This is a genomic window from Paenarthrobacter sp. AR 02 (assembly GCF_021538675.1).
Lineage (GTDB): Bacteria > Actinomycetota > Actinomycetes > Actinomycetales > Micrococcaceae > Arthrobacter.
Map to the genome: position 1 here is coordinate 85831 of NZ_JAJUKH010000003.1, position 24773 is coordinate 110603.

The following is a 24773-nucleotide window of genomic DNA, read 5'->3' on the forward strand; positions in this document are numbered from 1 at the left end:
CAGGCGCTCGAAGGTGCCGTTCACGCCCACATCCATGGCACGCAGACCACCCACTTCGGGGATGCTTTGGGGGTAGGGAGGACAAGGCGCCCAACGGTGGATCTTTGTGAACTACGTCACGAAACCTGCGAAGCTTCCACTAATGGCATAGACGCGGGCCATGGTTGGCCTTCGGTTCAGAACGCGTTCCTTAACGGGCGCCGAGGAGGTTTTCATGCCAGGTGAGCATCAACCACAGCAGATTTCCACACAGTCCAACCGAACCGCCGTATTTCATGCGTGGGAACGCTTTGTGGGCGGTGGCGATGATGTCCAACGAGTGAGGCCCGAGGTAGCGATCTCGTGGCAACGCTCCCGGGATGTCTACCGGATAGACCCCTTTCTGACAGAGGCGCCCAACGCGGTATCGGATGCTACCCACTCCCTCGACCAGGACACAGTCTTCGCGGAGCTGGGATTTTGCGCTGCTGCGATGGCGCACGAGTTGGCAAAGGTCGGTGGTGTTGCGACGATCGCCGATGCCAATGGCCGGATAGTTGCCGCCTGGGGCGACAGGAACACGCGCACGATCGCTTCAGAGGGTGGGCTTGCGCCCTTTTTCAGCTGGTCGGAGAGCTCCGTTGGAACGAACAGCATGGGGACCGCCCTGGAAACCCGGCGCGCAGTGATGATCAGGCAATCAGAGCACTGGCTGCAGGCTTTTCATGAGTGGTCCTGTGGTGCCATCGCGGTGCGGGAGTTGGTGGGTGGAGAGCCCATTGCGGTCCTGAACATCTCGTGCTGGGGCGGCGAACTGCCCGGTTCTGCAAGGAAATGGCTGGAGACGTCGGCAGCCCGCACCCAGAATGTCCTGAGGGGAAGGGCCCACGACAGCGGCAACGAGTTGCTCGCAGTGTTTGCCCAAGCCAGGGGACGTACCACCGATCCTCTGGTCGCCGTGGACACTGAAGGGGGCGTGGTGATTGCCGACGACAGGGCGAGCATGATCCTGGGCATCCCTGGAAATGCGCCCGCGGTAGATCCGGTGTTGCGTTGGACTCCGCAACTTCCCCCGTTCATTCATGCCGCACGCTATGCCACCAAGCGGGCCGCCGTGGACTCAGGGTGGACCGGGTCGACCCAGATCTTCACCCGTTTTACCGACGAGCCGACGTCGATCGGAATTCGACCAGTGTTCCTCCACAAGAATCTGATCGGGCATCTGATGTCTTTCGGTGCCGTGGCGGGCGAGCACTTTCCACAGGCCGAAACAGGCGGCGTGCTGTTGGGAGGATCGCGGCGGGTCGTAGCCCTGCGCGAGGAGAACCGGATGGTGCTGTTGGCAACGTCGGAGGTAGCGGTGGCAGAAGCGGAAGGGAACGAGGTATGGCTGCTGACCGATGAAGGCAGGCTCCGTGCCGCTTTGTCCGGCTTGGACAAGCTCGAAACCGATCTGTCGGACACAGGGAGTTTCCTGCGGGTGCACCGTCAGTACCTTGTCAATCTCAGCCGCATCCGCGAGGTGGAGCGACGGGAAAAGGGGGAGTGGGTCCTCATCATGGACAATGCAGAGCGCACAATGGTGCCCGTTTCACGAAGGAACACCCGGGTTGTGCGTCGGGCACTGAATATTTAGGCCCTCTCACCCGCCTGACGTCAGCCCACCGTCTTCAAGTAGCTCCGGATCCCGTCCACCACCAGCTGGTGGTCCTCATCGGAGGACAACCCGGACACGGTGATCGCCCCGATGACACCCGCGCCGCGGACCCTGATCGGGAAGGAGCCACCTGCCAAGGTGTAGTCCTCCGGAGCGAGCCACCCACCGCCAAGCGGGTTGCGCTCAGCGAACTGTTCACCCAGCAAGGCCGTGCTGTGCTCAAACCGCAGCACGGATGCAGCCTTCCGGCGGATCCACTCTTCCTGGTCCGAGGTTGCCCCTGGAAGGACGCAGCGGAAGAGCACGATGTTGTGGCGGCGAATATCGATTGCCACACCAAACCCGGCGGAGATCGCGTGGTTGGCGATCAGCGAGCCCAGCCGCCAGGCATCATGGTTGTCGAAGGCTGCGAAGACCAGTTCTTCCTCCTGCTGGCGGAGTTCCACGAGGCGGGGTGAGTCGCTCATGCGGCGTCAGCGTCGTAGCTCAGGCCGATCTGGCTGCGGATCTCGTCCATGGCCGCCATGATGGCAACCGTTTCTTCCGGCGGAAGGATGGTTCCGGCAGTGTCACCGGCGCGGACCAGGCGTTCCAGTTCCGCTGCCTGGTACTGCATGCCCCGGCTGGTGACGGGCTGCTCGTAGCGCTCACCCACGGAACCGTCGGCCGCATGGACGGTGAAGGGAACAGGGCTGTACCAGGTGTGCTCGATGTCGATCCAACCCTCGGTGCCGAGCACCATGGCCCGGTTGGCGCTCGCAGCGTCCAGTTCGCAGTCCACTAAAGCCTGCGCACCGCCGTCGTAATCAAAAATTGCTGCCGTCTGCCGGTCCACGCTGGTGGGCGTCATCGAAGCGCTCGCCCGGATCGCGGCGGGCGTACCCAGGATGTCGAAAGCGAAAGAGATGGGGTAGATGCCGAGGTCCAGCAGGGCCCCGCCGCCCAGTGCGGGATCATTCAGCCGGTGCGCGGGATCCTTGGGCAGGCTTTGGTTGTGGCTGGCCACCACCTTCCGGACCTCACCGATGGTGCCGGACGCGATGACGTCGCGAATGCGGATCATGTGGGGGAGGAACCTCGTCCACATGGCCTCGAGTGCCACGAGTCTTTTCAAGCCGGCCAACTCAACAATGTCCTGAGCCTCGCGCGCGTTCATGGTGAAGGACTTCTCCACCAACACGTGCTTGCCCGCGTTCAGGGCCAACAAAGCATTCGCGTGGTGCATGGGGTGTGGGGTGGCTATGTAAACCACATCGACCAAGGGATCGGCCACCAGGTCTTCATAGCTGCCGTGCGCGGTGGTGACGCCGTACTCTGCGACGAAAGCCTTGGACGATTCCAGCGACCGCGATCCGACAGCCTGAACCGTGAAGCCGTTTTCCTTCAGATCCTTGGTTTGCAGTCCGGCGATGAAGCCGGTGCCGAGAATTCCCCAGCGGATGGTGCCGTCTGAAGTGCCATTGCTGAGGGTCACGGGCTTAGTCCTTTGATGGGTCGGTGAGCGGATACGCCACAAACGCAAAACGCGTGGAATCCGGCGACCAGCTGTTGACGTTGAGGGTACCTTGGCCGCCGAAAAGTGGCCACGTTTGGAGGGACGTGGTCCAGTCTTCGGTGGATACAAGGACGACGGCGACCGGCAAGTCGGCGGGATGGCCTTCGGTTCCGCTGGGGAACCGGATGTACGTCGCGAAGCGGCCGTCGGGGGAGAGATGCGGGAACCAGTCGACGGAGTCTGACGTGAGGAGCCGCTCGAAACCGCTCCCATCCCGTCGGATCCGGGCCAGCTGGGCGTGGCCGGGAGCAGAAGTGAAGGACTCAGTATTGAGGTAAATCCACTGGCCATCCGGCGAGTATTCCGGCCCGTCGCAGTGGCCGGGCCCAACATCCACCCGGGCGGCAGCGCCGCCGTCGGACGCTATGGTCATAAGGCGACCGGGCTGCGTAAAGTCGCCCGCCTCGATACCCACGTAGGCCAACTCCCTGCCGTCTGGGCTGACGCCGTGGAGGAAATGGAAAGCGCCGTCGTCTTCGGTGATCCTGTCGACCGGGCCGCCGGCCAGCGCGGCCTGGTAAATGTGGCCGTCGTTGGCTGAAAGGTAGATGCCGGAACCGTCGGGCGCGAGAACATGATCGTTGTTCAGGTCCGGCCCACCGGTCAGCGGAACTTCTACGGGTTCGCCACCTGAAACGTCCAGGGTCCACAACTTGCCGTCCCCGTTGAGGACCAGCGCCGTACCATCCAAAGTCCAGTTGGGCGCCTCCAGCAGGATGCGATCGGTGCTGTACAGCAGTTGGGATGCGCCGGATACCGACGCGACCCACACCTCGCAACGCTGGTCGGGTTGGAGGGTTCGGGTCGCGTCGGCCACGGGCTAGTCCTTGCTGCTGAAGGCGGCGTCGAAGCTGGTCTGCGACGCGGGGAAGTCGAACTTCTTGAGCGCGGCGAGGGCTTCGGGGGCGCCGTGGAGTCGGTCCATGCCGGCGTCTTCCCACTCGATGCTGATGGGGCCGTCGTAGCCGATGGCGGTGAGGGCACGGAAGGACGATTCCCACGGCACGTCGCCGCGTCCTGCGGAGACGAAGTCCCAGCCACGGCGGGGGTCGCCCCAGGGCAGGTGCGAGCCCATGACGGTGTTCCGGCCGGTGGGGCGGAGCTTGGTGTCCTTGCAGTCCACGTGGTAGATCCGGTCCTTGAAATCCCAAATGAAGGACACGGGATCGATGCCCTGCCACATGAAGTGGGAGGGGTCCCAGTTCAGGCCGAACGCTTCGCGGTGTCCGATCGCTTCGAGTGTGCGGACAGTGGTCCAGTAGTCGTAGGCGATCTCGGACGGGTGGACTTCGTGGGCGAAGCGGACACCACATTCGTCAAAGACATCCAGGATGGGGTTCCAACGGTCGGCGAAGTCCTGGTAGCCGGCGTCGATGACCTTCTCGGGGACGGGTGGGAACATGGCCACGTACTGCCAGATGGAGGAGCCGGTGAACCCAACCACGGTGTCCACGCCGAGCGCCTTGGCCAGGCGGGCGGTGTGCTTCATTTCTTCTGCGGCTCGTTGGCGGACGCCTTCGGGATCGCCGTCGCCCCACACCTTGGAGCCGACGATGGCTTCGTGGCGGAAGTCGATCGGGTCATCGCAGACTGCCTGGCCCTTGAGGTGGTTGGAGATGGCCCAGACCTTCAGGTTGTACTTCTCCAGCACAGCCAGCTTGGACTCGACGTAGCCGGGTTCGTCCCAGCGCCAGGCGTCCAGGTGGTCTCCGGAGACGGCGATTTCCAGGCCGTCGTAGCCCCAGCCCGAGGCAAGGCGCGCGACTTCCTCGAAGGGGAGGTCGGCCCACTGGCCGGTGAACAGGGTGTACGGGCGGGGCATGTCAGGCTCCTTCAATAGGGGTTGCGTTGAGCTGGATCAGTGAACTTTTGGCGGCCGCTGACTCTTCGATCGCGGCCAGAATGTGTTGGACGTTGAGTCCTTCTTCGAACGACGGCGACGGCTGGCTTCCGTCGCGAATGGCGAGAAGGAAGTCCCGGATTTGGTGCGTGAACGTGTGTTCCCAGCCGATGATGTGTCCCTGCGGCCACCAGGCTTCAAGGTAGGGGTGTTCGGGTTCGTTGACCAGGATCCGGCGGAATCCCTGCTCCCGGACAGGCAGGGTGGCATCCAGGAAACCCAGTTCATTGAGGGCTTCCAGATCGAACAGGAGAGTGCCCTTGTCGCCGTAGATTTCGAGTGTGAGGGAGTTCTTCCTGCCCGTAGCCACCCGGCTGACTTCCACCGAGGCGATTGCTCCGGAGGCGAGGCCCAAGGTTGCCCAGGCGGCGTCGTCGACCGTTACTTGTTCCGGGCCGTTGGGGCCGGGACGCTGGTCGACAAAAGTGTGCAGGCGGCCAGAGACTTCGGTGACGGCGTCGCCCAGGAGGTAGAGGACCTGGTCGATGGCGTGGGAGGCGATGTCGCCCAGGGCGCCGGATCCGGCGGTTTCCTTGCGGAGCCGCCAGGTCATGGGCGACTCAGAATCGGAGAGCCAGTCCTGGAGGTATGCTGCGCGGATGTGGCGGACGGTGCCGAGGCGGCCTTCGGCGATGAGTTCGCGGGCCAAGGCAAGGGCGGGGACGCGGCGGTAGTTGAAGCCGATCATGGACTGGACGCCGCGTTTGCGGGCCTTCTCAGCGGCGGCGGTCATGAGTTCAGCCTCGCCCAGGGTGTTGGCGAGCGGCTTTTCCACGAGGACATGCTTGCCGGCTTCGAGGGCTGCGATGGCGATCTCGGCGTGCATCCAGCCCGGTGCGCAGATATCGATGATGTCGATGTCGTCCCGGTCAATGACTGAGCGCCAATCAGTGGCGGATTCCGCCCAACCATACTTGGCGGCGGCTTCGGCCACCTGGGCGGCGTCCCGGCCCACGAGGACCTTCTGCTCGAAGGCCGGGACGTCGAAGAAACTAGCCACGTTCCGCCACGCATTCGAGTGGGCCTTCCCCATAAAGGCGTAGCCGATGGCGGCCACGCCCAGTGGGCGGTCGGAAGGCAGGGACGAGTGTGTGGGCGTGCTCATGGTTCGTTTCCTCGCTGGGTTCGCTGGTTTCGCTGGGGTTTTCTAGAGTGTCGCGGTTTCCGGTGCCCAGTCCTCCGGGAGGGCGGCCGAGGTGGGGGCGTTGCTGGTGACGTCCACAAACGTGCCGGATTCCACGGACTCCGCGATGGATACCATGCTGTCCAGCACGTGGTACGCGAGGTCGCCGGTGGCGCGGTGCGGGGTGCCGGCACGCAGGGCCCGGGCCATGTCCAGCACGCCCAGCCCACGGCCGTTGGCGGGACCTGTCGCGGCGTTGATCTCGGGTTCTTCCGCGCCCGGACGCCACAGCTTCAGGTCGCCGTCGAAATAGTTCGGGTCCGGCAGCGAGAGCGTCGCCTCCGAGCCGGTGATTTCCACGAAGCCCATGCGTTGGCGCGGCGACTCGAACGAGAAAACGCTGTGCGAGGACTGGCCGCCTTCGAACTGCGCCATGGCCGAAACATGCGTGGGGACCTCGACGGCGAACTCCTCGCCGGCCTTGGGACCGGAACCGATCACGCGGGTCGCCTTCGCGGAGGATCCGACGGCGGCCACCTTGCGGATCGATCCGAAGGTCTGGATCAGTGCCGTCAGGTAGTACGGACCCATGTCGAACAGGGGTCCGGCGCCGTGCTGGAACAGGAACGCAGGGTTCGGGTGCCAGGATTCCGGTCCGGGAGTCTGGAACGTGGTCATGCCGGTCAACGGGGTACCGATGTCGCCGCGCTCGATGATCCGTCGTGCGGTCTGCAGGCCGGCGCCCAGGAATGTGTCCGGTGCGGTGCCAAGGCGGATGCCCGCGGCGTCGGCGGCCTTGAGCAGGCCCAGCCCGGATTCGCGGTCCAGGGAGAAGGGCTTTTCGGTCCAGACATGCTTGCCGGCGTTGACCGCAGCTGTCGCTACCTCCACGTGCGCTGCCGGGATGGTCAGGTTCACGATGATTTCGACGTCGGGATGGTTCAGTGCCAGCTCCGGGGCACCCCACTCGGGGATCCCGTATTCCTCGGCGCGTGCCTTCGCTGCCTCTTCGAAGAGGTCGGCGATGACCAGGACCTTGACGTCCGGGAAGGTGGTGAGGTTGTCCAGGTACTGCTTGCTGATGTTGCCCGCACCAATGACGGCTACGCCTACAGTGCCCTTACGGGTGGAAGGTGTAAAGCTCATGCCTTGGCACCTGCCGATTCTGCATTGAGGAATGCGAGGCTTTCCGTGATCCCTTCGAAGATGTCGCCTGAGTAGTCGTCAAATTCAACGACGCCAACCTCCAGGGACTTCGCTGCGGCGATGACGTCCAGGACGGGGATGGTGCCCTGGCCTGCGGGCTGTTGGGCCTTGGTGTCAGTGTTGCCCGGGCCGTCCTTGATGTGGATCAGCTTCACGCGGTCACCGAGCCGGGCCAGGAGTTCCACGGGGTCCTGGCCGCCCACAGCAACCCAGTAGGTGTCTACCTCGAGGACGAGTTCCGGATCCAACAGGCCCTCGAAGTACTCCAACGCGGTCTTGCCCTCGATGGTGGACTCCAGTTCCCATGCGTGGTTGTGGTAGCCCACGCGGATGCCGTACTCCGCACCCTTCTTGGCCGCGGCGTTGAGCTTGGCCGCCGTACCCTGGATGGTTTCCGCGTCCTGCCAGTGTTCAGCCGGGAGGAACGGGTCGATCACGGTAGTGATGCCCAGTTCCTTGGCGGCGGCAAAGATTTCGTCCTGGTCGGCCGACAGAAGCGGTGCGTGTCCCGAAGGAGCGGTCAGGCCGTTTTCCTTCAGCGCAGCCCCGAGCTCGGCTGCGGTGGCCACGAAGTTGTACGGTTCAACCTGCGTGAAACCGATCTCTGCGACCTTCTTGATGGTTCCAGGCAGGTCCTCCTGGATGGCATTGCGGAGGGTATACAGCTGGAGTGAGTACGACATTGTTTTCCTTTGCGGGAGTGGGTTATGCAGGGAATTCAGGCGTTGGCGCCAGTCTAGTTAGCGCCCGGCGAGGGAGCCACCGATTCCGCCAACGCTGAAGTACTTGTTCAACGTGGCGAAAACGATGATCGGGGGAAGCATCATGACGACGGCCAGCGCCATCACGGAGGTCCAGTCGGTGGCGTTCTGTTGGAAGAAGGATTGGACACCCATGGGGAGGGTGAAGATCTCATTGGAGCGGAGGAAGACGATGGCCACGAGGTAGTCGTTCCAAGCGAGCAGGAAAGCGAAGATCGCCGTGGAAAGGATGCCCGGCAAGGAGTTGCGCAGCACCACCTTGGTGAAGGAACCAAACACCGAGCAGCCATCGATCCAGGATGCTTCTTCGAGGCTGATGGGAATCGAATCGAAGTAGGCGGCCATCATCCAGGTGGCGACGGTCATGGTGGAACCGACGTAGATGATGGTGATGCCCAGCAGGTTGTCCACCAGTCCCATCCCTGCGAAGAGGATGAACAGCGGAACCACCGAGGTGATGATCGGCAGGGACTGCATCACGAACAGGAGCAGGGAGTAACCGGAGACTGCCTTGGACCGGCCGCGGGACAGGACGTAGCCCGCCGGTGCTGCCACGGCAACGGAGACCACAACGGTGGAGAGCGTGGTGACCAGGCTGTTCTGCAGCCATGTCGCGGCCAACGTTCCGTTGAAGACGTTGGCAAGGTTTTCGAAGGTGAAGCCGGTAGCGGTGCTGTTGGGCCCTGGCGTGAAGGCGAGGACCACGGTGACCATGATCGGAACCAGGACGATCACCGTGATGGCCAGGATCAGGACAAACCGCCACCAGCGTCCGCGCATGCCGGCTTCGGAAAGGACCCGGCGTGTTTTGCCTGATTCGCTGATGCCGAGGGCCGGGCCGGATTCGGGGTGGGCGTGGAGTACAGCGCTCATTATTCGACGCTCGACTTTCGGATCTGGCGGTACAGGATGACGGAGATGACAACCAGGGTCATGGTCATGAGGAAGGCGATGGCAACGCCGGGGCCGGTAGCGAAGTCCTGGAAAACCGTCCGGTAAGCCAGGACCACCAGCGACGTGGTGGCACTGACCGGGCCGCCGCCGGTGAGGAGGTAGATGGTGGGGAAGTCGTTGACGCAGAAGATCGTCATGAGGATCCACGAGATGTACGTGGAGCGGGCGATCAGCGGCAGGGTGATCTGGGTGAACTGCTGCCAACGGCTGGCACCATCCATGCTCGCGGCTTCGTAGACGGTGGTGTCCACCGAGGCCAGGGCCGCGGAGATCATCATCATCATGAAGGGGAAGGAAACCCAGACCTTGAACACCATGACAGTGATGGACGCGAGGGTCGGGTCGGCCAGGAACAGTGGGGTTCCCAGGCCGAGGCCCCGGAAGATCGAGGGGATCAGGCTGTCAGGTGTGGCAACCAGCCAGTTCCACGCGGTGGAGGAGACAACGATCGGCACCACCCACGGCAGGAGCAACAGGACCTTGAAGGTATTGCCTGCGGGGATTTTGGTCCGCAGCAGCAGGGCCAGTCCCAGGCCAACAAGCCAGGAGCCGAACACGCCCACAATCGTGAACCACAGGGTGAACTGTGCAGCCTTCCAGAACGCCGGTGAGGACAGGACGTTGGCGAAGTTTTCCCCACCAACGAAGTTCCCCGTCTGGAGCAGGTCGCCGTCGTGGGTGGCCTGCACCGCGGCGTGGATCAGCGGATAACCGTGGATCAGGACCAGCAGGACCACGGACGGCAACAGGAGCCAGAAGAAGGTCTTGGTGGTTTGCGCGCTCAGTTTGCTCTTGCGTTTACCAGGGGAGGCCCCCGGCCCGCCGGGGGCGAGCCCCCGGCGGGCCCGGGACAAGCCCGAAGGTGCGGTGGTGGATGTCATGGTTGGATCCGTCCTACTTCTTCAGGACGGATTCAAGGCCGGACTGGAAGGTCTGCAGGGCGCTCTTGGCGTCCTTTGCCTGGCCAGTCAGGATGGACTGGCTGAACTGGTTGAGGGCCTGGCCGCCGTCGAGGGCTGCGAGGTTGGCGTTGAGGGTGCTGCCCTGGGAAGCGAACGTCTTGGCGATGGGCTGCCAGTCCTTGACGATCTTGACGTTGTTGGGGTCATTGGCGAACTCGGGCGTTTCGGTGATCGATTTGAAGACCGGAAGCGCGGACATGAGCTTCTGCTTCCACAGTTCCTTGAGCTGGCCCATGTAGTAGACAAGGAACTCTTCGGAGGCCTCCTGGGAGGGGGTGTTCTTGTACATCATGATGTTGTTCGGGAACACGATGGTGGCTTTGTCGCCGTGCGGGCCGGTGATGGGATCGGCCACCAGCAGGTCGCCGGAGGTGTCGCCCACGCGCTGGGGAACGTTGACCTGGAAGAGGCCGAATCCTGCCTTGCCGTCCTTCCACTGTGCCGACATGTTGTCCGTGGTGTAGCTGACCGCGGCAGGATCGATTATGCCGTTGGAGACGAGTTCCAGGACGAATTCCATGGCTTCGACGTTGCGGTCGTTGAGGAGGTCCAGTTCGCCGTTCTTGTTCCAGACGCCGCCGCCGTTGTTGACCATCATCATGATCATGGAGTGGTTGCCGTAGTTGTTGCCTGATCCAGCGCCGGTGGCGAAACCGAACGCGCCAACCTTCTTCAGTGCCTTGCCGGCTTCGAGCAGTGAAGGCCAGTCGGTGGGCAGTGACACGCCGGCCTTCTCGAACAGCGACTTGCGGTACCAGAACACGCGCATGTCCAGCTGCCACGGAACTGCGACATAGCCCTTGTCCGACTTGAACGGATCCAGCACTCCCGGCAGGAAGTCGTCGAACTGGCCGTTGGCCTTCATCTTCTCGATGACTTTGTCTGCGTAGGCGATCTGGCCCTGCTGATCAAACTGGAACGCCTGGAAGCCACCACCGGTGGAAACAGCCGGACCGGTCTTGGAAGCGATCGCCGAGGAGAACGTCTGGTAGAAGTTGTTCCACTGGATGATCTGGTAGTTGGCCTTGGCGCTGTTGGCGCCGGAGAAGCCTTCAGCGATCTTCTTGGCGGAATCGTTGTAGGCCGGGGTTGCCCACGGCATATCCCAGAACTTGATGGTGCCACCGGCGCCGCCGCCACCGCCGCCCTGGCTGGCTGAGCCGCCTCCGCAGGCGGCGAGCAGCGGCACTGAGGCCGCTGCGGCGGTGAGGCCGAGGAAGCCGCGGCGGGAGAATGCTTTGTTGGCTGTGGACTGAACATTCATAGTGATTCCTTTCGGGACCGGCAACGCGGAGTCCGCGTCGGTACGCCGGTCCAGCTCAACTTTGAGTAGGGCAAACGGATACTGAATGGCTGGTACTGCTTTGTGGTGCGGTGATTCAGGTGAGGGTGGAAACGGATTCGGTCAGTTCCGCGAACCGACGCAGATCTGAGGGGACAGTGCCTGCGTCGAGGTGTTCCTTCAGCCGGCGCCACGTGGCGCGGTGGGCGGACTCGTACAGGGTGGGCAGAAGCAGTTCGCCGTGCGGACCGGTGACCTTGACCCTGGCCGGCCACGCTGCAGACGGTTCGGGCAGTGTGAGGCTGACGCCGCCGTCGTCAACCAGCATGCTGAGCTGCAGGGCCGCGGGCCGGGCGTCAGACAGGATGCCTTGCAGTGCCACCGGCGCGCCGTTGGCGAGTACCGCCGTCGCCGTGTAGCCCTGCGGTCCGCGGTGGAGGACGCGGAGGCGGTCCAGCGGACCGGTGACGCGTACGACGGCGGCAAGATGGTCCGCTAGTACCTCACCGGCGCTGGTGCCGGCCGGAGCGGTTGCGACGGAGTCGAGCATCGCGGCACGTCCGGCGAGGGTGCGGACTGCGTCCTCGGCTGCCGGCATTGCTGGGTTGGATGCCCAGCGCTGGTCGAGGACCACTGCGGTGTTGCTGCGTTCGGCGACTGCCGCGAGGGAGTCGGTGTTTTCCGGTGCGGGGTTGACCACCACAATGCCGCGAGCCCCTTCGTCAATGGCGGTGGCTGCCTCGATGGTCCATCCGGGCTGGCCGGAAACGACAACTACGTCGGCTTTTGCTTCGGCGGCCGGACCGAACGATTCGGGAAGGGATGCGACCACCAAGGCCACGGCACCGGCCGCCTGCGCCTCAGGCGCAGCCTTGACTGTGTACGTGTGGCTCATGCGCGGATTCCTTCGGCAACGGCGTGCTGCGTCTCGAGGCTGGCTACCGTGGCGTCGGCGATGTCCAACGCGAAGGTCAGGTCGTCAATGAGGGTTTGCGCGGTGGGCGGCTGCTTCGCTCCCGTGGCCAGGGCCGCGAGTTCGCGCCACTCACCTTCGTAACCGTTATGGTCGAAGGGACCGAGCACCGTGGTCTTGGTGCCCTCCGTCAGGGTGGCGGTGGCTGAACCGGCCTGCACGTATGACGGTGTGAAGTCGATGCGCAGGGCAGCGGCATCGGAGACGGCTTCGAAGCTCCATTCCGGCTTCCACGTGTTGTTCATTGCCGCGCGGAGTTCGATGGCCCGGGTGGGAGTGCGCAGTGAGATGACGTAACCGAAGGGGCGGACGTGGCGTGCCTCGAGCACCTCGATGTCCTTGAAATCCGGGGTGAACCGGCGGATCAGGGGGAGGTCGTGGATGGCCAGGCCCATGATGCCGCCCCGGAGTGCGCCCTTGATGACCTCAGGGTCGGAGTAATCAGGAGTGCCGCCAGCGGGGCGTGTGATGATCTCGGTCGCGAAGTCCTCGAACCGGGCGTTGGGTGGGAGGACGATCGAGGAGCGGATGGTGTGCGTGGTCTCCGGGAGGTCGCCCCAGTTGTCCTGGGCGGCGAGCCAGCCCGGATCGAACGTGTGCATGGCACCGACGATGATCGGCACGCCCGTCTCGGCACTGACTGCCGAGATTCGTGCGGCTTCTCCGGCGTTCATGGCAAAAGGCTTCTCGCAGAGGACCGCCTTCTTGCCGGCACGGCAGGCGGCGATGACTTGTTCGGCGTGGAACTGGTGGGGGCTGCAGATCGCGACAATCTCAACGGCGGGATCGCTGAGGAGGGCTTCGACGCTGGTGCTGTGCGTGGCGCCGACGCGGGCGGCGACTGACCCGGCGACCGAGGGGTCGACGTCCATGATGTGGCGGACGGTGAGGAGATCGCCGAGCCGGGCGAGGGACGGCAAGTGGATGGCCTGGGTGACCGGGCCGGCGCCGAGGATGCCAACGCCCAAGGGGCGTGTGGCGTCTGTGTGGCTGGACAAGTTCAGTTACCTCTTCGTAAGCGGACTTCTTGAGGTGAATCGACGGGGGAGATGGTGCATATCGATCGCCTTGATGTGCTGCTCATCACAACCTAAGGGGACTTTTGTCGAGCGTCAAGCAAAAGTTGAAATAAGGCCGACATACTTCTGATGCATGACACGCATAAGCAATCGTGCTTCACTAAAGGCATGCCTTCAGTCAGCGCACACGATGCCGGAAATGCCTCCGCAGTTGAGGCCGGCAATCTTTCTCGCGCTGGCGATCTTTTCCAGCTTCTCCGCGACGGCCAGGCCCGCACCCGTGCCGAACTTGCCGTCACCACTGGGCTCGCCCGTTCAACGGTCGCTTCCCGCATCGATGCCCTGATTAGTTCGGGTCTGGTCGGTCCGGCAGGGGAAGCCAGCTCCAGCGGCGGCAGGCCGCCGTCGCGCTTCGCTTTCAACCCCGCTGCCCGCGTGGTCCTGGCGGTCGACGTCGGAGCCACCCACGTGATCGTTGCCGTCACCGACCTCAGCGGCAGCATCCTGGCTGAGCGCCGGCTCGTCCAGGAAGTCGCCGACGGCCCCGAAGTGGTGTTGGGCCGCTTGGTTGCCGCGGGACGTGAGCTCCTCGCCGAGGCGGGGCGGGAGCCCGGGGACCTCGCCGGGATTGGCATCGGGTTGCCAGGACCGGTCGAGCACGCCACCGGGCGGCCCGTTAAGCCGCCCATCATGCCCGGCTGGGACGGATTCGACGTCGTCACTTACGTTCAGCGATTGCTGCCCGTTCCGGTTCTGGTGGACAACGACGTCAACATCATGGCCCTCGGTGAACGGACCGCATTCTGGCCCGACCACGACAACTTCCTGTTCATCAAGGTTGCCACCGGCATCGGCGCCGGGATCATCAGCAGCGGTGAACTGCAACGCGGCGCCAACGGCACTGCCGGCGACCTCGGCCACGTCCGCGTTCCCCGAGGCGATGACGTCCTCTGCCGGTGCGGCAACCACGGCTGCCTTGAAGCGATGGCCTCAGGTCCCGCCGTCGCCCGCCAACTCAAGGCCCAAGGGCTCGAAGCTGCCACCGGCGCGGACGTGCTGCGCCTGGTGGGCGAGGGAAACCTGCAAGCTATCCAGGCACTGCGGCAGGCCGGCCGCGACGTCGGCGATGTACTGGCCACGGTGGTCAACCTGCTCAATCCGTCCATGATCATCATTGGCGGCAGCGTGGGGGAAGCCGGCGAACACCTCGTAGCCGGAATCCGCGAAGTGGTCTACAGGCGTTCCCTGCCACTGGCCACCACCCACCTGCGCATCGGTATCACCATGGCCGGGGACCGTGCGGCCATCCTGGGCGCGAGCCAAATGGTCACGCAACATGTTCTTTCGCCGGCCGTGATCGAAGCCACGCTGCAAGCTGCCGGCTAAGTCTTGTTTGTGACCGGCTGCCCTGCGGCGGCGTGATAGCAATGAAAGTGATGCCTATTTTCTCCCCCTCCCGGTCCGTCCAATGAGTCAGTTCCTCGCCAAAGTCCCACGTGGCTGGCTGATCCTTGCGTGCATTGGGCTCATTGCCCTGAACATGCGCGGGCCTTTCGGTGCCGTGGCGCCAGTGGTGGATTCCCTGCGGCGGGACCTCGGATTCTCGCCGGTGGAACTCGGGCTGCTGACCGGAATTCCCGTGCTCTGCTTCTCCCTGGCGTCCCCTTTGGCCTCGTTGGCCGGACGCCGCCTCGGAGCTGAATTCGCCGTGATGCTCACCCTGGTTGGGGTGTTGGCCGGTGTGGTAATCCGCTCCAGCGGCGGCGGTGCCCTGGTCATGGCCGGAACGGTCATCATTGGTTTGGCCATCACCATCGGCAATATCGCGGTGCCGCTCATCATCAGGCGCGACTTCGCACCGCGCCGCCAGGACACCGCCATGGGGGTCTACACGGCTGCGCTCAACATCGGCTCGTTCCTGACATCCGTAGCCACAGCACCTCTGGCGGAGTTGGTGGGTTGGCGGCTGGCCCTTGCCGCCAGCGCACTGCTGGCGTTGGCCGCGATTGTGTTCTGGGTGCCGACAGTTGGTGCACGGCGGGCTTTGGTTCCTGCCGCTGTTCCCGTCCCTGCTGCAACCAGGGCTGGCCAGGTATCCGGTGTCGGCTGGCTGACAGCTGGGCTGACGCTCGGGTTCGCAGGCCAGGCCTTCTCCTACTACGGCGTCACTGCCTGGCTGCCCAGCTTCCTCGCGGATGAGCTCGCCATGGGCGCCGCAGAAGCCGGTGCCGGTTCCTCGCTCTTCCAGATCTTCGCGATTGTTGGCGGCCTGGGCGTACCGCTCCTGGCCCGCTTGGCCAGTACGACGACGGTGGCGGTCACCTTGAGTGGGTTGTGGCTGGCCGTTCCCGTGGGCCTGTTGCTGGCTCCCGGGTTCTGGTGGCTGTGGTCCTCCATGGGAGGCATTGCGCAAGGCGGTGGCATCACGGTGATCTTCATTGCCATCATCAAGTTCGCACACTCCCAGGCAGCGGCCGGGAAGATGTCCGCCGTCGTGCAGGGCGTTGGCTACTGCTTCGCGGCGCTGGCGCCCACCATCGTTGGTTTCGTGCACAGTGTTTCCGGCGGCTGGACCGTCCCGCTTTTCGTGATCCTCGGCTCCGTGCTCGCGTTCTGCATATGCACCACCTTGTCCGTGCGCTGGGTGGCCCGGCAACGCTAGCTCTGGCGTGCCCGTTTCGATGGGTTGCTGCGGATTAGACGGTAGGAAGCGTCTTGCGTGCAGCGAGTCGTCGAAGTGGGGTGCGTTTCGGACATGGGGAAGCCCCGTTGCTGGGCTGCCTCCCCGACCATCGGGGTCACTTGTTGCGAAGAGTGCAGGCAGCCCAGCGTCGGGGCGTGGTGTCCGCGGCGTGTGTCGCGGGGCTTGTGGTGCCTCCCTAGGCGGCGACGAGTTCCTCTGCCGTGGCCTCTTCACGGGCCTCGGTGAGGAAACGGGCGTACGCCGGGATGGTCAGAAAGGTGGGGAACTCCTCTGCCAGGGTTACTTCCTCGAAGATGGCGCGGGCATCAGCGAAGCGGTCACCGTCGAAGCGTTCCAGCCGGGCGAATTCCTCGTCCAGCATGTCCTCCACCCATTCGCGGGTGATGATGTCGCCGTGGTCGGTGATCGCGTGGGAGTGGATCCACTGCCACAGCTGGGATCGCGAGATCTCCGCGGTGGCGGCGTCCTCCATGAGGTTGTGGATAGCCACGGCCCCGTTACCGCGCAGCCAGGACTCGATGTAGCGGATACCTACCTCGATGTTCAGGCGCACGCCGCCCTCGGTGATGGTGCCTTCCGTGCTGGCAATGTCGATCAGTGCACGGTCATCGGGGGTGACGTCCTCGCGGGACTTGCCCAGCTGGTTTGGCTTGTCCCCGAGCACCTCGTCGAAGACTTCACGGCAGACCGGAACCAGGTCCGGGTGGGCCACCCAGGATCCGTCAAAGCCGTCGTTGGCTTCGCGGGTCTTGTCGGCACGAACCTTTTCAAACGATGCCTGGTTGGCTGCCTCGTCCTTGCGGTTAGGGACAGCGGCTGCCATGCCCCCAATTGCCATGGCACCTCGCCGGTGGCAAGCGCGGACCAGTTGCTCGGTGTAGGCCCGCATGAACGGCTGGGTCATGGTGACCTGGCCGCGGTCCGGGAGCACGAAGCGCGGCCCGCGGGTACGGAAATTCTTGATCAGCGAGAAAATGTAGTCCCACCGGCCGGCGTTCAAACCGCTCGCGTGGTCGCGCAGTTCGTAAAGGATCTCCTCCATCTCGAACGCGGCCGTGATGGTCTCGATCAGCACAGTGGCGCGGATGGTGCCCTGCGGGATGCCGAGCAGGTCCTGTGCCAACACAAAGATGTCGTTCCAGAGTCGGGCTTCCAGGTGGTTCTCGATCTTCGGCAGGTAGAAGTACGGTCCCTTGCCCTGGGCCAGGAGGCGCCGGGCGTTGTGGAAGAAGTACAGGCCGAAGTCAACGATCCCGCCGGCGATCGGCTTGCCATCGATCAGCATGTGCTTCTCCGGCAGGTGCCAGCCGCGGGGACGGACAACAATGGTGGGCAGGTCCTCGGCAGACTTGAGCTTGTATTCCTTGCCCTCGGGGGACGTGAAATCGATCCGGCGCTCCAGCGCGTCGGTCAGGTTCAGCTGGCCCTGGATGACGTTGCGCCACGTCGGCGTCGACGAGTCTTCCATGTCCGCCAGCCACACCTTTGCCCCCGAGTTCAGGGCATTGATGGTCATCTTCTTGTCCACCGGACCGGTAATCTCCACGCGGCGATCCTCCAGACCCGGAGCCGGGGGAGCTACCCGCCACGACGGGTCATTGCGGATGCCCTCGGTCTCCGGCAGGAAACGCGGATCCTGGCCACTCGAGATCTGGTTACGACGTGCGTGCCGAGCCTGCATCAGCTCCTGGCGACGATCAGCCGTGGCCCGGTGCAGCTTGCCGACGAACTCAAGCGCATCCGGCGTCAAAACCTCGTTCTGCCGCGAAATGGGCTGCGCGGTCAACGTAATGCCATTAATAGTGAAGTTGTCGGTGAAGCTGTTCATTTCAAGACTCCTAAGAAAATGTTCGACGGCGGCGCTTCCGTGAGGTGCGCACGAGGCCGGAGGTGCGGTGATGCGGCAGCCTGCGTAAAAGGGGCCCTGCGTCCCGGTCCGTCCTCGCTCAGCGAGGTCGAAACCGGGACGTGGGGAATAGCAGGCCGAGCATTACCGCAGCGGAGGCCGGAGGTGACAACCGCCGTCGGGGGTGTGGTTAGTGGAACTGGCCCTCTTCGGTGGATCCCACCAAGGCCAAAGTGGATGCGTTCGGGTTGAGCGCTGTGGCGATGTCGTCGAAGTAGCCGGTGCCGACTTCGCGCTGGTGCTTGGTGGCGGTGTAGCCGCGGGACTCGGAGGCAAATTCCTTTTCCTGGAGCTCGACGTAGGCGCTCATGCCTTCACGGGCGTAGCCGTGGGCGAGGTCGAACATCGAGTAGTTCAGGGCGTGGAAGCCGGCCAGGGTGATGAACTGGAACGTGAAGCCCATGGCACCGAGTTCGCGCTGGAACTTGGCGATGGTGGTGTCGTCCAGGTGCTTGCGCCAGTTAAAGGACGGGGAGCAGTTGTAAGAGAGCATCTGGTCCGGGAACTCGGCCTTGACCGATTCGGCGAACTTGCGGGCCAGTTCCAGGTCCGGGGTGCCCGTCTCCATCCAGATGAGGTCGGAGTACGGGGCGTAGACCTTGGCACGGGCGATGCAGGGTTCGATGCCGTTGCGGACCTTGTAGAAGCCCTCGGCAGTGCGTTCGCCGGTGATGAATTCCTGGTCGCGCTCATCAACGTCGGAGGTAATCAGGGTCGCTGCCTCGGCGTCGGTGCGGGCGATGACCACCGTCGGCGTACCGGCGACGTCGGCTGCCAGGCGGGCTGCGTTCAGTGTCCGGATGTGCTGCTGGGTGGGGATCAGGACCTTGCCGCCGAGGTGGCCACACTTCTTCTCCGATGCCAGCTGGTCTTCCCAGTGAACGCCCGAGGCACCTGCGGTGATCATGGATTTCATGAGTTCGTAGGCGTTGAGCGGGCCCCCAAAGCCGGCTTCGGCGTCGGCGACAATCGGGACCAGCCAGTCCTCGACGGTCTGGACGCCTTCAGAGTATTCGATCTGGTCGGCGCGCAGCAGGGCATTGTTGATGCGGCGGACAACCTGCGGGACCGAGTTTGCCGGGTAGAGCGACTGGTCCGGGTAGGTCTGGCCGGAGAGGTTGGCATCCGCTGCCACCTGCCAACCGGAGAGGTAGATGGCCCGGAGACCGGCCTTGACCTGCTGGACAGCCTGGTTGCCGGTCAGTGCACCCAAAGCGTTGGTGTAACCGCCGGTGGGAGCTTCCTCGGTGAGCTGCTTCCAGAGCTTCTCCGAACCGCGGCGGGCCAGGGTGTGCTCTTCGGAGACGCGGCCGCGGAGGCGGACGACGTCTGATGCCGAGTAATCACGGGTGACGCATTCCCAACGCGGGTTGGCGGACCATTCAAGTTCCAGCGCTGCGGCCTGCTGCTCTGCACTCTGCTCTGCTGGTTCAAATGAAGCGGTCATTATCTGTCTCCTAGGTGGTGCCCGGCCCGGCCTCTGCTGCTTCGTTGCGGCATCGGCCGGGTAGCCCGGGGTCTGTATTTCTTTTTCGTAGGACCTACTTTTCTGCACTTTCAAGAGGCTTTCTAGAGGAAAACTATGGAAAGAAATGCACTTCTTCGCGTATTCTCAAGAAATGTCGCCTGTGAGCTGGAATCGCGAAGTAGTGTCGCCGTCGTCGTCCCCTGCGTCCCCGGAACTGGACGTCATCAGCCTTGGCCGCCGCGTGCGGCACCTGCGCAAGCAGGCCGGGCTGACGCTGGACGACTTGAGTGCCGCCGTCGGGACTGCTCCAAGCCAGCTGAGCCTGATCGAAAACGGCAAGCGCGAGCCCAAACTGGGGCTGCTGCAGCAGCTGGCCGTCGCACTCAACGTAAGCATCGACCAGCTGCTCGGGGCCGAGCCGCCCAGCCGCCGCGCGGCGCTGGAAATCGAGTTGGAACGGTACCAGCGCGGACCCCTGTACGAGTCCCTGAATCTCCCGAAAATCCGCATCAGTTCGCGGCTTCCGCTGGAAGTTCTCGAGGCGCAGGTGGGGCTGCTTCAGGAGCTCGAACGCAAGCTTAACGAGCAAGCCGCGACGCCGGAGGAAGCCCGCCGCGCGAACGGCGAGTTGCGTGCCATGATGCGCGAGCGCGGCAACTATTTCCCCGAGTATGAGGCCGAAGCGCAGAAGGTCCTCAAAGGGGTCGGCTACACCACCGGTCCGCTGAGCCAGCACGTCATTGCCGACATCGCCGAGAATCTCGGTTTCACCCTCCACCACGTGGGCGATTTGCCCCATTCCACGCGCTCCGTGACGGATTTGAAGAACCACAGAATTTATCTCACGCAGAACCAGCGGCAGGACCACGATCCCAGGTCTGTTTTGCTGCAGGCCCTGGGGCATTACGTTTTGGGGCACGAGACTCCGCGGAACTACGGCGATTTCCTGGCTCAGCGGGTGGCTACCAACTATTTCGCCGCTGCGCTCCTGCTGCCGGAGCATGCCACCGTGGAGTTCCTGCAAAAAGCCAAAGCCGCAAAGGAAATCGCTGTGGAGGACATTCGCGACGCGTTTGCGGTGTCGTATGAGACGGCCGCCCACCGCTTCACTAATTTGGCTACCCAGCACCTGGGCCTCACCACGCATTTCCAGAAGACCCACCAGTCCGGCATCATCTACAAGGCCTACGAAAACGACGGCGTGAACTTTCCACAGGACCACACGGGGGCCATCGAAGGGCAGCCGTCGTGCAAGGCGTGGACCTCCCGGGCAGTGTTCGATGTGCCCGACAAGTTCAGCGCCTACAGCCAGTACACGGACACGCCATCGGGCACCTACTGGTGCACTGCACGCACTGAACGGTCCGCGACCGGCGAGTTTTCGCTGAGTATCGGCGTCCCGTACCAGCACGTGAAGTGGTTCCGTGGGCGGGAGACCACCGCACGGGCAACCTCCAATTGCCCGGACCCGAATTGCTGTAAACGACCCCCGGAGTCACTGGCGAACGAGTGGGCCGGAAACGCCTGGCCTTCCGCCCGGGCACACTCCCACCTGTTGGCCGCCATGCCTCCCGGCGCGTTCCCCGGCGTTGACGAAACCGAGGTCTACTCCTTCCTGGCGGCGCACTCCGAACGCTAACCCCCAACGCTCTCTCACGTTCCGCCCGCTTGGGGTGGACGCTCTCTCACGTCCCGGCTGGCGATCCACGGAACGGCGGGGTCTTACGCACACGTTTGATTCGAGGGGCGGGGACCAGCTAGTCTGTGCGCCCGGTTTCGGTCCACGGCACGCTGCGTGGAGGAAGCTCTACGAACGCGGAGGCTTGCGCGCGCTGGGTTCGGGACGCTTGAGGATTCAGGTCGGAGCACCATGCGGGATAGACGCGGAAGCCGCGCTTGCCTGGATGGAATTCGGAAGTGACGTATCCAAGCGAGATCAGGTACGAGGGTGAGAATCGGAAGACCCCGAACCGGTCCCGCTCTTCTACGAAGACCATCAGTCCCGACAATGACTCGCCAGCTGTAAATGGCCTGGTCGATCCGCCTCCGTCGCGCTTCCAGACCGCGACAAAGGCGCCCTGCTTCGTCGGCGTGATCCGAGCCGTGCGGATCCGCCACCACTCCTTCCCAAACAGTACGACTCCAGATTCATAGTCGCTGTTCTGCTCTTCTGCCTGGATGATGGGCTGCGGATCATCCGAAGCCAACGAGCATGCGGTGAAGTGTTTGAGTGCCTGGAAACTCACTCCCGAATCCTACTCGCTCCAGAAGAGGACCTCTCCGCCTTGAAACGGCGGCTCCTTCATCTGATGATCCTGAGGTTCAAGACCAAGCCGCCGCCCGTTAATGGAGTTTCAGTAGGGTGGATGGATGGCCTCATCCCATGACCCGCAGGTGCGGGCGTCCACTGTAAGAACCGGGGCGTGGATTGCAGCGGCGAGGGCGCTGGAAACTGCCCGCCCGGACCGGCTTTTCAACGACCCCTGGGCCGGGCTTCTGGCGGGCGAAAGCGGCAAAGCGGCTTTGAACGCCTCACCCTACAACCCGTTCCTGCCAGTCCGGACAAGGTATTTTGACGACCGCATTCTGGGCGCAGTGAGGGAGGAAACCCAAATTGTCCTGTTGGGCGCGGGCTTGGACACCAGGGCTTTCCGTCTTCCCCTCCCTGCTTCCTGCTTCGTGTTTGAGGTCGACTTTGCCGAGGCTTTCGCGGAGAAGGAAAGTGTCCTACAGTCCGTGTCGCCCGGATGTGCTCGACGTTGCGTCTTCGCGGACTTTTCCGGACCTTGGATCCAGGCCTTATTGGACGCGGGCTTCGAGCAGTCCATCCCTACGATCTGGGTTGCCGAAGGTCTCTTCTTTTATCTGACTCTTCCGGACGTTGAGTCTCTGGTCCGAGACACCGCGGCCTTGTCCTGTCAGGGGTCCACCTTTGTGGCGGATACCTTTGGAACCGGCCTGCTGGACTCGGAAAGCATGGCGCCGCTCGTAGCCCATCGCAAGAACGTTGGCCGGCCGCTGCCTTTCTGCACAGATACCCCGGAAACGCTGTTTTCAGGTGGAGGTTGGAAGAACACCTCTGTGGTTCAACCGGGTGAGCCACAAGCAAACTTCGGACTCCTCAGCGCGAAGCCAGGTGCCGTGGGTGCTGACGGACAGCCGAACAATCTCCGCACGTATTTGGTGACCGCGGCCCTGTGAGTCCTGCCCGGATAGCCATGAATGTGCAGCAAACCTGAGTTCAGGTTCGCGGCTTCGCCGCGTACGGGGTTCTTTTATCGCGTACTGCGGCAACAGCCTTGGCGACTTGGGCATCGAAGGCTGCGAGTTGTTCCCTTTCGACAGTACTGGCGGTGAACGCTCTGCGCTCGCAGGGTGTTCCACCGCGCCAGATTCGCTCAATGGAACGGGTTGCGGTGATGTCTGCCAGCGGGTTGTCGGAGACGAGGATCAAGTCCGCGCGCAGCCCGACGTCGACCCGCCCCCGATCGCCAAGGCCGAACACGCGCGCCGGTTCAGCGGTCGCCGCAGTCAGAGCTTGCGCGGGGCTCAGGCCGCACTGAACCAGCAGTTCCAACTCCCGATGCAGGCTTGCGCCGAAGACGGTGCCCGGATTCGGAGCGTCCGTTCCTGCCAGCAAAACCACTCCTGCCTCGGCGAGACGCCTCACGTTCCCCACGGCACGCGAATACGGCGGCAATATTCGGCCGGTGGTGACCTCGTGTCCGGCTTTGAGCCGACGCAGCCATTCATCACCGAGCGCATCAGCCAGGCGTGGATCTCCGGCTACAGCCAGACCCCCAGGTTCGCCCAAGGTGTTCTCGATGGTGGCCAGCGTCGGAGTGACAGCGATTCCGCCTGGCTATTCGTTCGATGAGCGCACCGTCCAGGTCGCCGTCGACGGGAACGTGTGCCAGCACGTCGATGCCAGCCGAGACGACCTCCTCAACACCGGCAAGCGAGTTCGCATGAGCGACGACGAGCAGTTCCCGGCTGCGCGCCGCAGCAACCAATGCCGTGATGGTTTGCGCATTCAACGACGGCCACAGGCCCCCGATCCCCGAAAATATCTTCAGGTAGTCCGCGCCCTCAGCCATACGTTCCGCAACGAAACTTTCTGCCTCATCAGCGGAACTAAGCGTTGGGAAGGGAGCGTACATCAGCGAGGGGTGTCCGCCTGGTGCCGTGGCGCCGATTCCCGAGGAACGCAGATCGGCAACGTTTGGCCGTGAACCGGCCTCATGCTTGGATGCTGCTATCAGCTCGGGTTTGCTGAACATGTCCAGAACGGTGGTGACGCCGAAAGTCAATGATTGAGCCAATGCCCCGGGAGCGATGTGAACGTGAGAGTCAATCAGTCCAGGCAGCACAGTTCCGCCTGCTGCGTCGATCACGTCGTCGCCCTCTCGGATCGCAGGCGCTGCCGAGCATTCAGTGATCAGGCCATCAACAAACCGGATAGACGTCCATTCCCGAAGCGTCGTTCCGTCGAACACCTTGGCGTTGACGATTGCAGTACCCCTGGACACGGCATCCTCCCGCCTACTTGCCGCCCGTAGTTCGGAACGACCACTCCCTCACTGGAGTTCGGCTCAGTTTAGTCATCCAGGCGACAGAAACCGACGAAGATCAACGGCTGGAGCGAGCTAGCCGACCAGTCGCTGCACCAGCACCGCCGCAGCTTCAACCACGGCGTCGGCCTCACGCTTGGTGGCGCTCAGGGCAACTTCCTGTCCGGACACCGTGATTATGTCCGTGATCACCGCAACGGTCAGCCTGCCGAGCGTGTCATCGCTGGTGCCGAGGAGCACCGAGTTCTGCCGGACCCATTCCCGTCCACGTTCCCGCCGGAGCACTTCGAAGCCCGGGGGAGTGTCGCCCTCGATGAACACACGTTCCAGTTCCCGGTGCTTCCACGTGTAGTCGAAGTAGCTGCGGCTGCCCACGTTGAACAGTGTCAGGGGATCGTCCTCGCCGGCCTTCCTTGCTTTCGCTACGGCGGCTGCGACGAGTCTTTCGTGTTCGTTCTGGTAGTCGTTCCAGAGGGCGAGGAAGAGCTCGGTCTTTCCGCCGAAGTGGTGGTAAAGGCTGCCCACACTTGATCCGGCCCGGGCCACGATGTCCGTGATGCCAGCATCAGTGAAGCCGTGTTCGATGAAGACCCCGGCCGCCGCATCCAACAAGTTTCGCTGGGTGGCCGCCGTGCGGGTCCATTGCCACGAGCCCGCGTTACTGGCAACGTCGGACGTCTTGCGAACCATGCAGGGCTCCTTCCCGGGCAGGACGGACACCGGAGTGTCGAGCAGCTATTTTTTGGAATCCTA

Annotated in this window: 23 protein-coding genes; 5 read left to right on the plus strand and 18 right to left on the minus strand. The window is 63.6% G+C overall.

What is annotated here, in order from left to right; translation table 11 throughout:
• The first annotated feature begins 214 nt into the window (after window positions 1-214).
• Complete coding sequence (locus tag LRQ04_RS09685) at window positions 215-1615, plus strand: DNA-binding protein (protein WP_235519859.1); 1401 nt, start codon at window positions 215-217, stop codon at window positions 1613-1615.
• Window positions 1616-1635: 20 nt separating this feature from the next.
• On the opposite strand, the gene LRQ04_RS09690 is transcribed toward LRQ04_RS09685, so the two are convergent.
• The 12 genes from LRQ04_RS09690 to LRQ04_RS09745 all read right to left on the minus strand — a co-directional run bounded on the left by LRQ04_RS09690 (window position 1636) and on the right by LRQ04_RS09745 (window position 13350).
• Entirely contained in the window at window positions 1636-2103 is a 468-nt protein-coding gene (locus LRQ04_RS09690; RefSeq protein WP_235519860.1) for a heme-degrading domain-containing protein, read from the minus strand.
• Window positions 2100-3110 (minus strand): Gfo/Idh/MocA family protein, encoded by a 1011-nt coding sequence (locus LRQ04_RS09695; protein ID WP_235519861.1) that lies wholly within the window; start codon window positions 3108-3110, stop codon window positions 2100-2102. Before LRQ04_RS09695 ends, LRQ04_RS09690 begins: the two co-directional genes overlap by 4 nt.
• Before the next feature lie 4 nt (window positions 3111-3114).
• Window positions 3115-4008 carry a biopolymer transporter Tol gene (locus LRQ04_RS09700; protein ID WP_235519862.1) on the minus strand — a complete coding sequence of 298 codons (894 nt, stop codon included), beginning with the start codon at window positions 4006-4008 and terminating at the stop codon, window positions 3115-3117.
• 3 nt (window positions 4009-4011) lie between these two features.
• Complete coding sequence (locus LRQ04_RS09705; RefSeq protein ID WP_235519863.1) at window positions 4012-5013, minus strand: sugar phosphate isomerase/epimerase; 1002 nt, start codon at window positions 5011-5013, stop codon at window positions 4012-4014.
• A gap of 1 nt (window position 5014) precedes the next feature.
• A complete protein-coding gene (locus tag LRQ04_RS09710) occupies window positions 5015-6196 on the minus strand; it encodes a Gfo/Idh/MocA family protein (protein ID WP_235519865.1) in 1182 nt (393 codons plus the stop codon).
• A gap of 42 nt (window positions 6197-6238) precedes the next feature.
• Window positions 6239-7360: a Gfo/Idh/MocA family protein gene (locus tag LRQ04_RS09715; protein WP_235519867.1), complete on the minus strand. Its 1122-nt coding sequence runs from the start codon at window positions 7358-7360 to the stop codon at window positions 6239-6241.
• Window positions 7357-8103 (minus strand): sugar phosphate isomerase/epimerase, encoded by a 747-nt coding sequence (locus LRQ04_RS09720; RefSeq protein ID WP_235519868.1) that lies wholly within the window; start codon window positions 8101-8103, stop codon window positions 7357-7359. Before LRQ04_RS09720 ends, LRQ04_RS09715 begins: the two co-directional genes overlap by 4 nt.
• Window positions 8104-8160: 57 nt before the next feature.
• A complete protein-coding gene (locus LRQ04_RS09725; RefSeq protein WP_235519869.1) occupies window positions 8161-9054 on the minus strand; it encodes a carbohydrate ABC transporter permease in 894 nt (297 codons plus the stop codon).
• On the minus strand, window positions 9054-10016 hold the full coding sequence (locus tag LRQ04_RS09730; protein ID WP_211713774.1) for a carbohydrate ABC transporter permease: 963 nt from the start codon (window positions 10014-10016) through the stop codon (window positions 9054-9056). The genes LRQ04_RS09725 and LRQ04_RS09730 overlap by 1 nt, the downstream gene beginning before the upstream one ends.
• 13 nt (window positions 10017-10029) lie before the next feature.
• On the minus strand, window positions 10030-11361 hold the full coding sequence (locus tag LRQ04_RS09735) for an ABC transporter substrate-binding protein (RefSeq protein WP_235519874.1): 1332 nt from the start codon (window positions 11359-11361) through the stop codon (window positions 10030-10032).
• Window positions 11362-11476: 115 nt separating this feature from the next.
• Window positions 11477-12274, minus strand: coding sequence for a hypothetical protein (locus LRQ04_RS09740; protein ID WP_235519876.1), 798 nt, complete (start codon window positions 12272-12274; stop codon window positions 11477-11479).
• A complete protein-coding gene (locus LRQ04_RS09745) occupies window positions 12271-13350 on the minus strand; it encodes a Gfo/Idh/MocA family protein (protein ID WP_235519877.1) in 1080 nt (359 codons plus the stop codon). The genes LRQ04_RS09740 and LRQ04_RS09745 overlap by 4 nt, the downstream gene beginning before the upstream one ends.
• A gap of 189 nt (window positions 13351-13539) precedes the next feature.
• Here LRQ04_RS09745 and LRQ04_RS09750 point away from each other — a divergent pair, with 189 nt between their 5' ends.
• Both LRQ04_RS09750 and LRQ04_RS09755 read left to right on the plus strand, forming a co-directional pair.
• Window positions 13540-14757, plus strand: coding sequence for an ROK family transcriptional regulator (locus LRQ04_RS09750; protein ID WP_235519878.1), 1218 nt, complete (start codon window positions 13540-13542; stop codon window positions 14755-14757).
• An 82-nt stretch (window positions 14758-14839) separates the two neighbouring features.
• On the plus strand, window positions 14840-16033 hold the full coding sequence (locus LRQ04_RS09755; RefSeq protein WP_235519879.1) for a CynX/NimT family MFS transporter: 1194 nt from the start codon (window positions 14840-14842) through the stop codon (window positions 16031-16033).
• A gap of 217 nt (window positions 16034-16250) precedes the next feature.
• Here LRQ04_RS09755 and aceB read toward each other — a convergent pair whose 3' ends face one another.
• Both aceB and aceA read right to left on the minus strand, forming a co-directional pair.
• Window positions 16251-17903 (minus strand): malate synthase A, encoded by a 1653-nt coding sequence (gene aceB / locus LRQ04_RS09760; RefSeq protein WP_235519881.1) that lies wholly within the window; start codon window positions 17901-17903, stop codon window positions 16251-16253.
• A gap of 208 nt (window positions 17904-18111) precedes the next feature.
• Window positions 18112-19428, minus strand: a complete 1317-nt coding sequence (gene aceA, locus LRQ04_RS09765) for an isocitrate lyase (RefSeq protein ID WP_235519882.1) — start codon at window positions 19426-19428, stop codon at window positions 18112-18114.
• Between the two features lie 145 nt (window positions 19429-19573).
• Between aceA and LRQ04_RS09770 the strand changes: the two genes are divergently transcribed.
• Window positions 19574-21088: an XRE family transcriptional regulator gene (locus LRQ04_RS09770; RefSeq protein WP_235519883.1), complete on the plus strand. Its 1515-nt coding sequence runs from the start codon at window positions 19574-19576 to the stop codon at window positions 21086-21088.
• A gap of 118 nt (window positions 21089-21206) precedes the next feature.
• Here LRQ04_RS09770 and LRQ04_RS09775 read toward each other — a convergent pair whose 3' ends face one another.
• Window positions 21207-21695, minus strand: a complete 489-nt coding sequence (locus LRQ04_RS09775) for a MepB family protein (protein ID WP_235519886.1) — start codon at window positions 21693-21695, stop codon at window positions 21207-21209.
• 124 nt (window positions 21696-21819) lie between these two features.
• Here LRQ04_RS09775 and LRQ04_RS09780 point away from each other — a divergent pair, with 124 nt between their 5' ends.
• Window positions 21820-22650: an SAM-dependent methyltransferase gene (locus LRQ04_RS09780; RefSeq protein WP_235519887.1), complete on the plus strand. Its 831-nt coding sequence runs from the start codon at window positions 21820-21822 to the stop codon at window positions 22648-22650.
• Between the two features lie 40 nt (window positions 22651-22690).
• Here the strand turns inward: LRQ04_RS09780 and LRQ04_RS09785 are convergent, their stop codons facing one another.
• From LRQ04_RS09785 to LRQ04_RS09795, 3 genes are all read right to left on the minus strand, one after another.
• Window positions 22691-23263 carry an amidohydrolase family protein gene (locus tag LRQ04_RS09785; protein WP_235519889.1) on the minus strand — a complete coding sequence of 191 codons (573 nt, stop codon included), beginning with the start codon at window positions 23261-23263 and terminating at the stop codon, window positions 22691-22693.
• Complete coding sequence (locus LRQ04_RS09790) at window positions 23214-23978, minus strand: amidohydrolase family protein (RefSeq protein ID WP_235519890.1); 765 nt, start codon at window positions 23976-23978, stop codon at window positions 23214-23216. The genes LRQ04_RS09785 and LRQ04_RS09790 overlap by 50 nt, the downstream gene beginning before the upstream one ends.
• Before the next feature lie 117 nt (window positions 23979-24095).
• Complete coding sequence (locus LRQ04_RS09795) at window positions 24096-24710, minus strand: TetR/AcrR family transcriptional regulator (protein WP_235519892.1); 615 nt, start codon at window positions 24708-24710, stop codon at window positions 24096-24098.
• Between the last annotated feature and the right edge of the window lie 63 nt (window positions 24711-24773).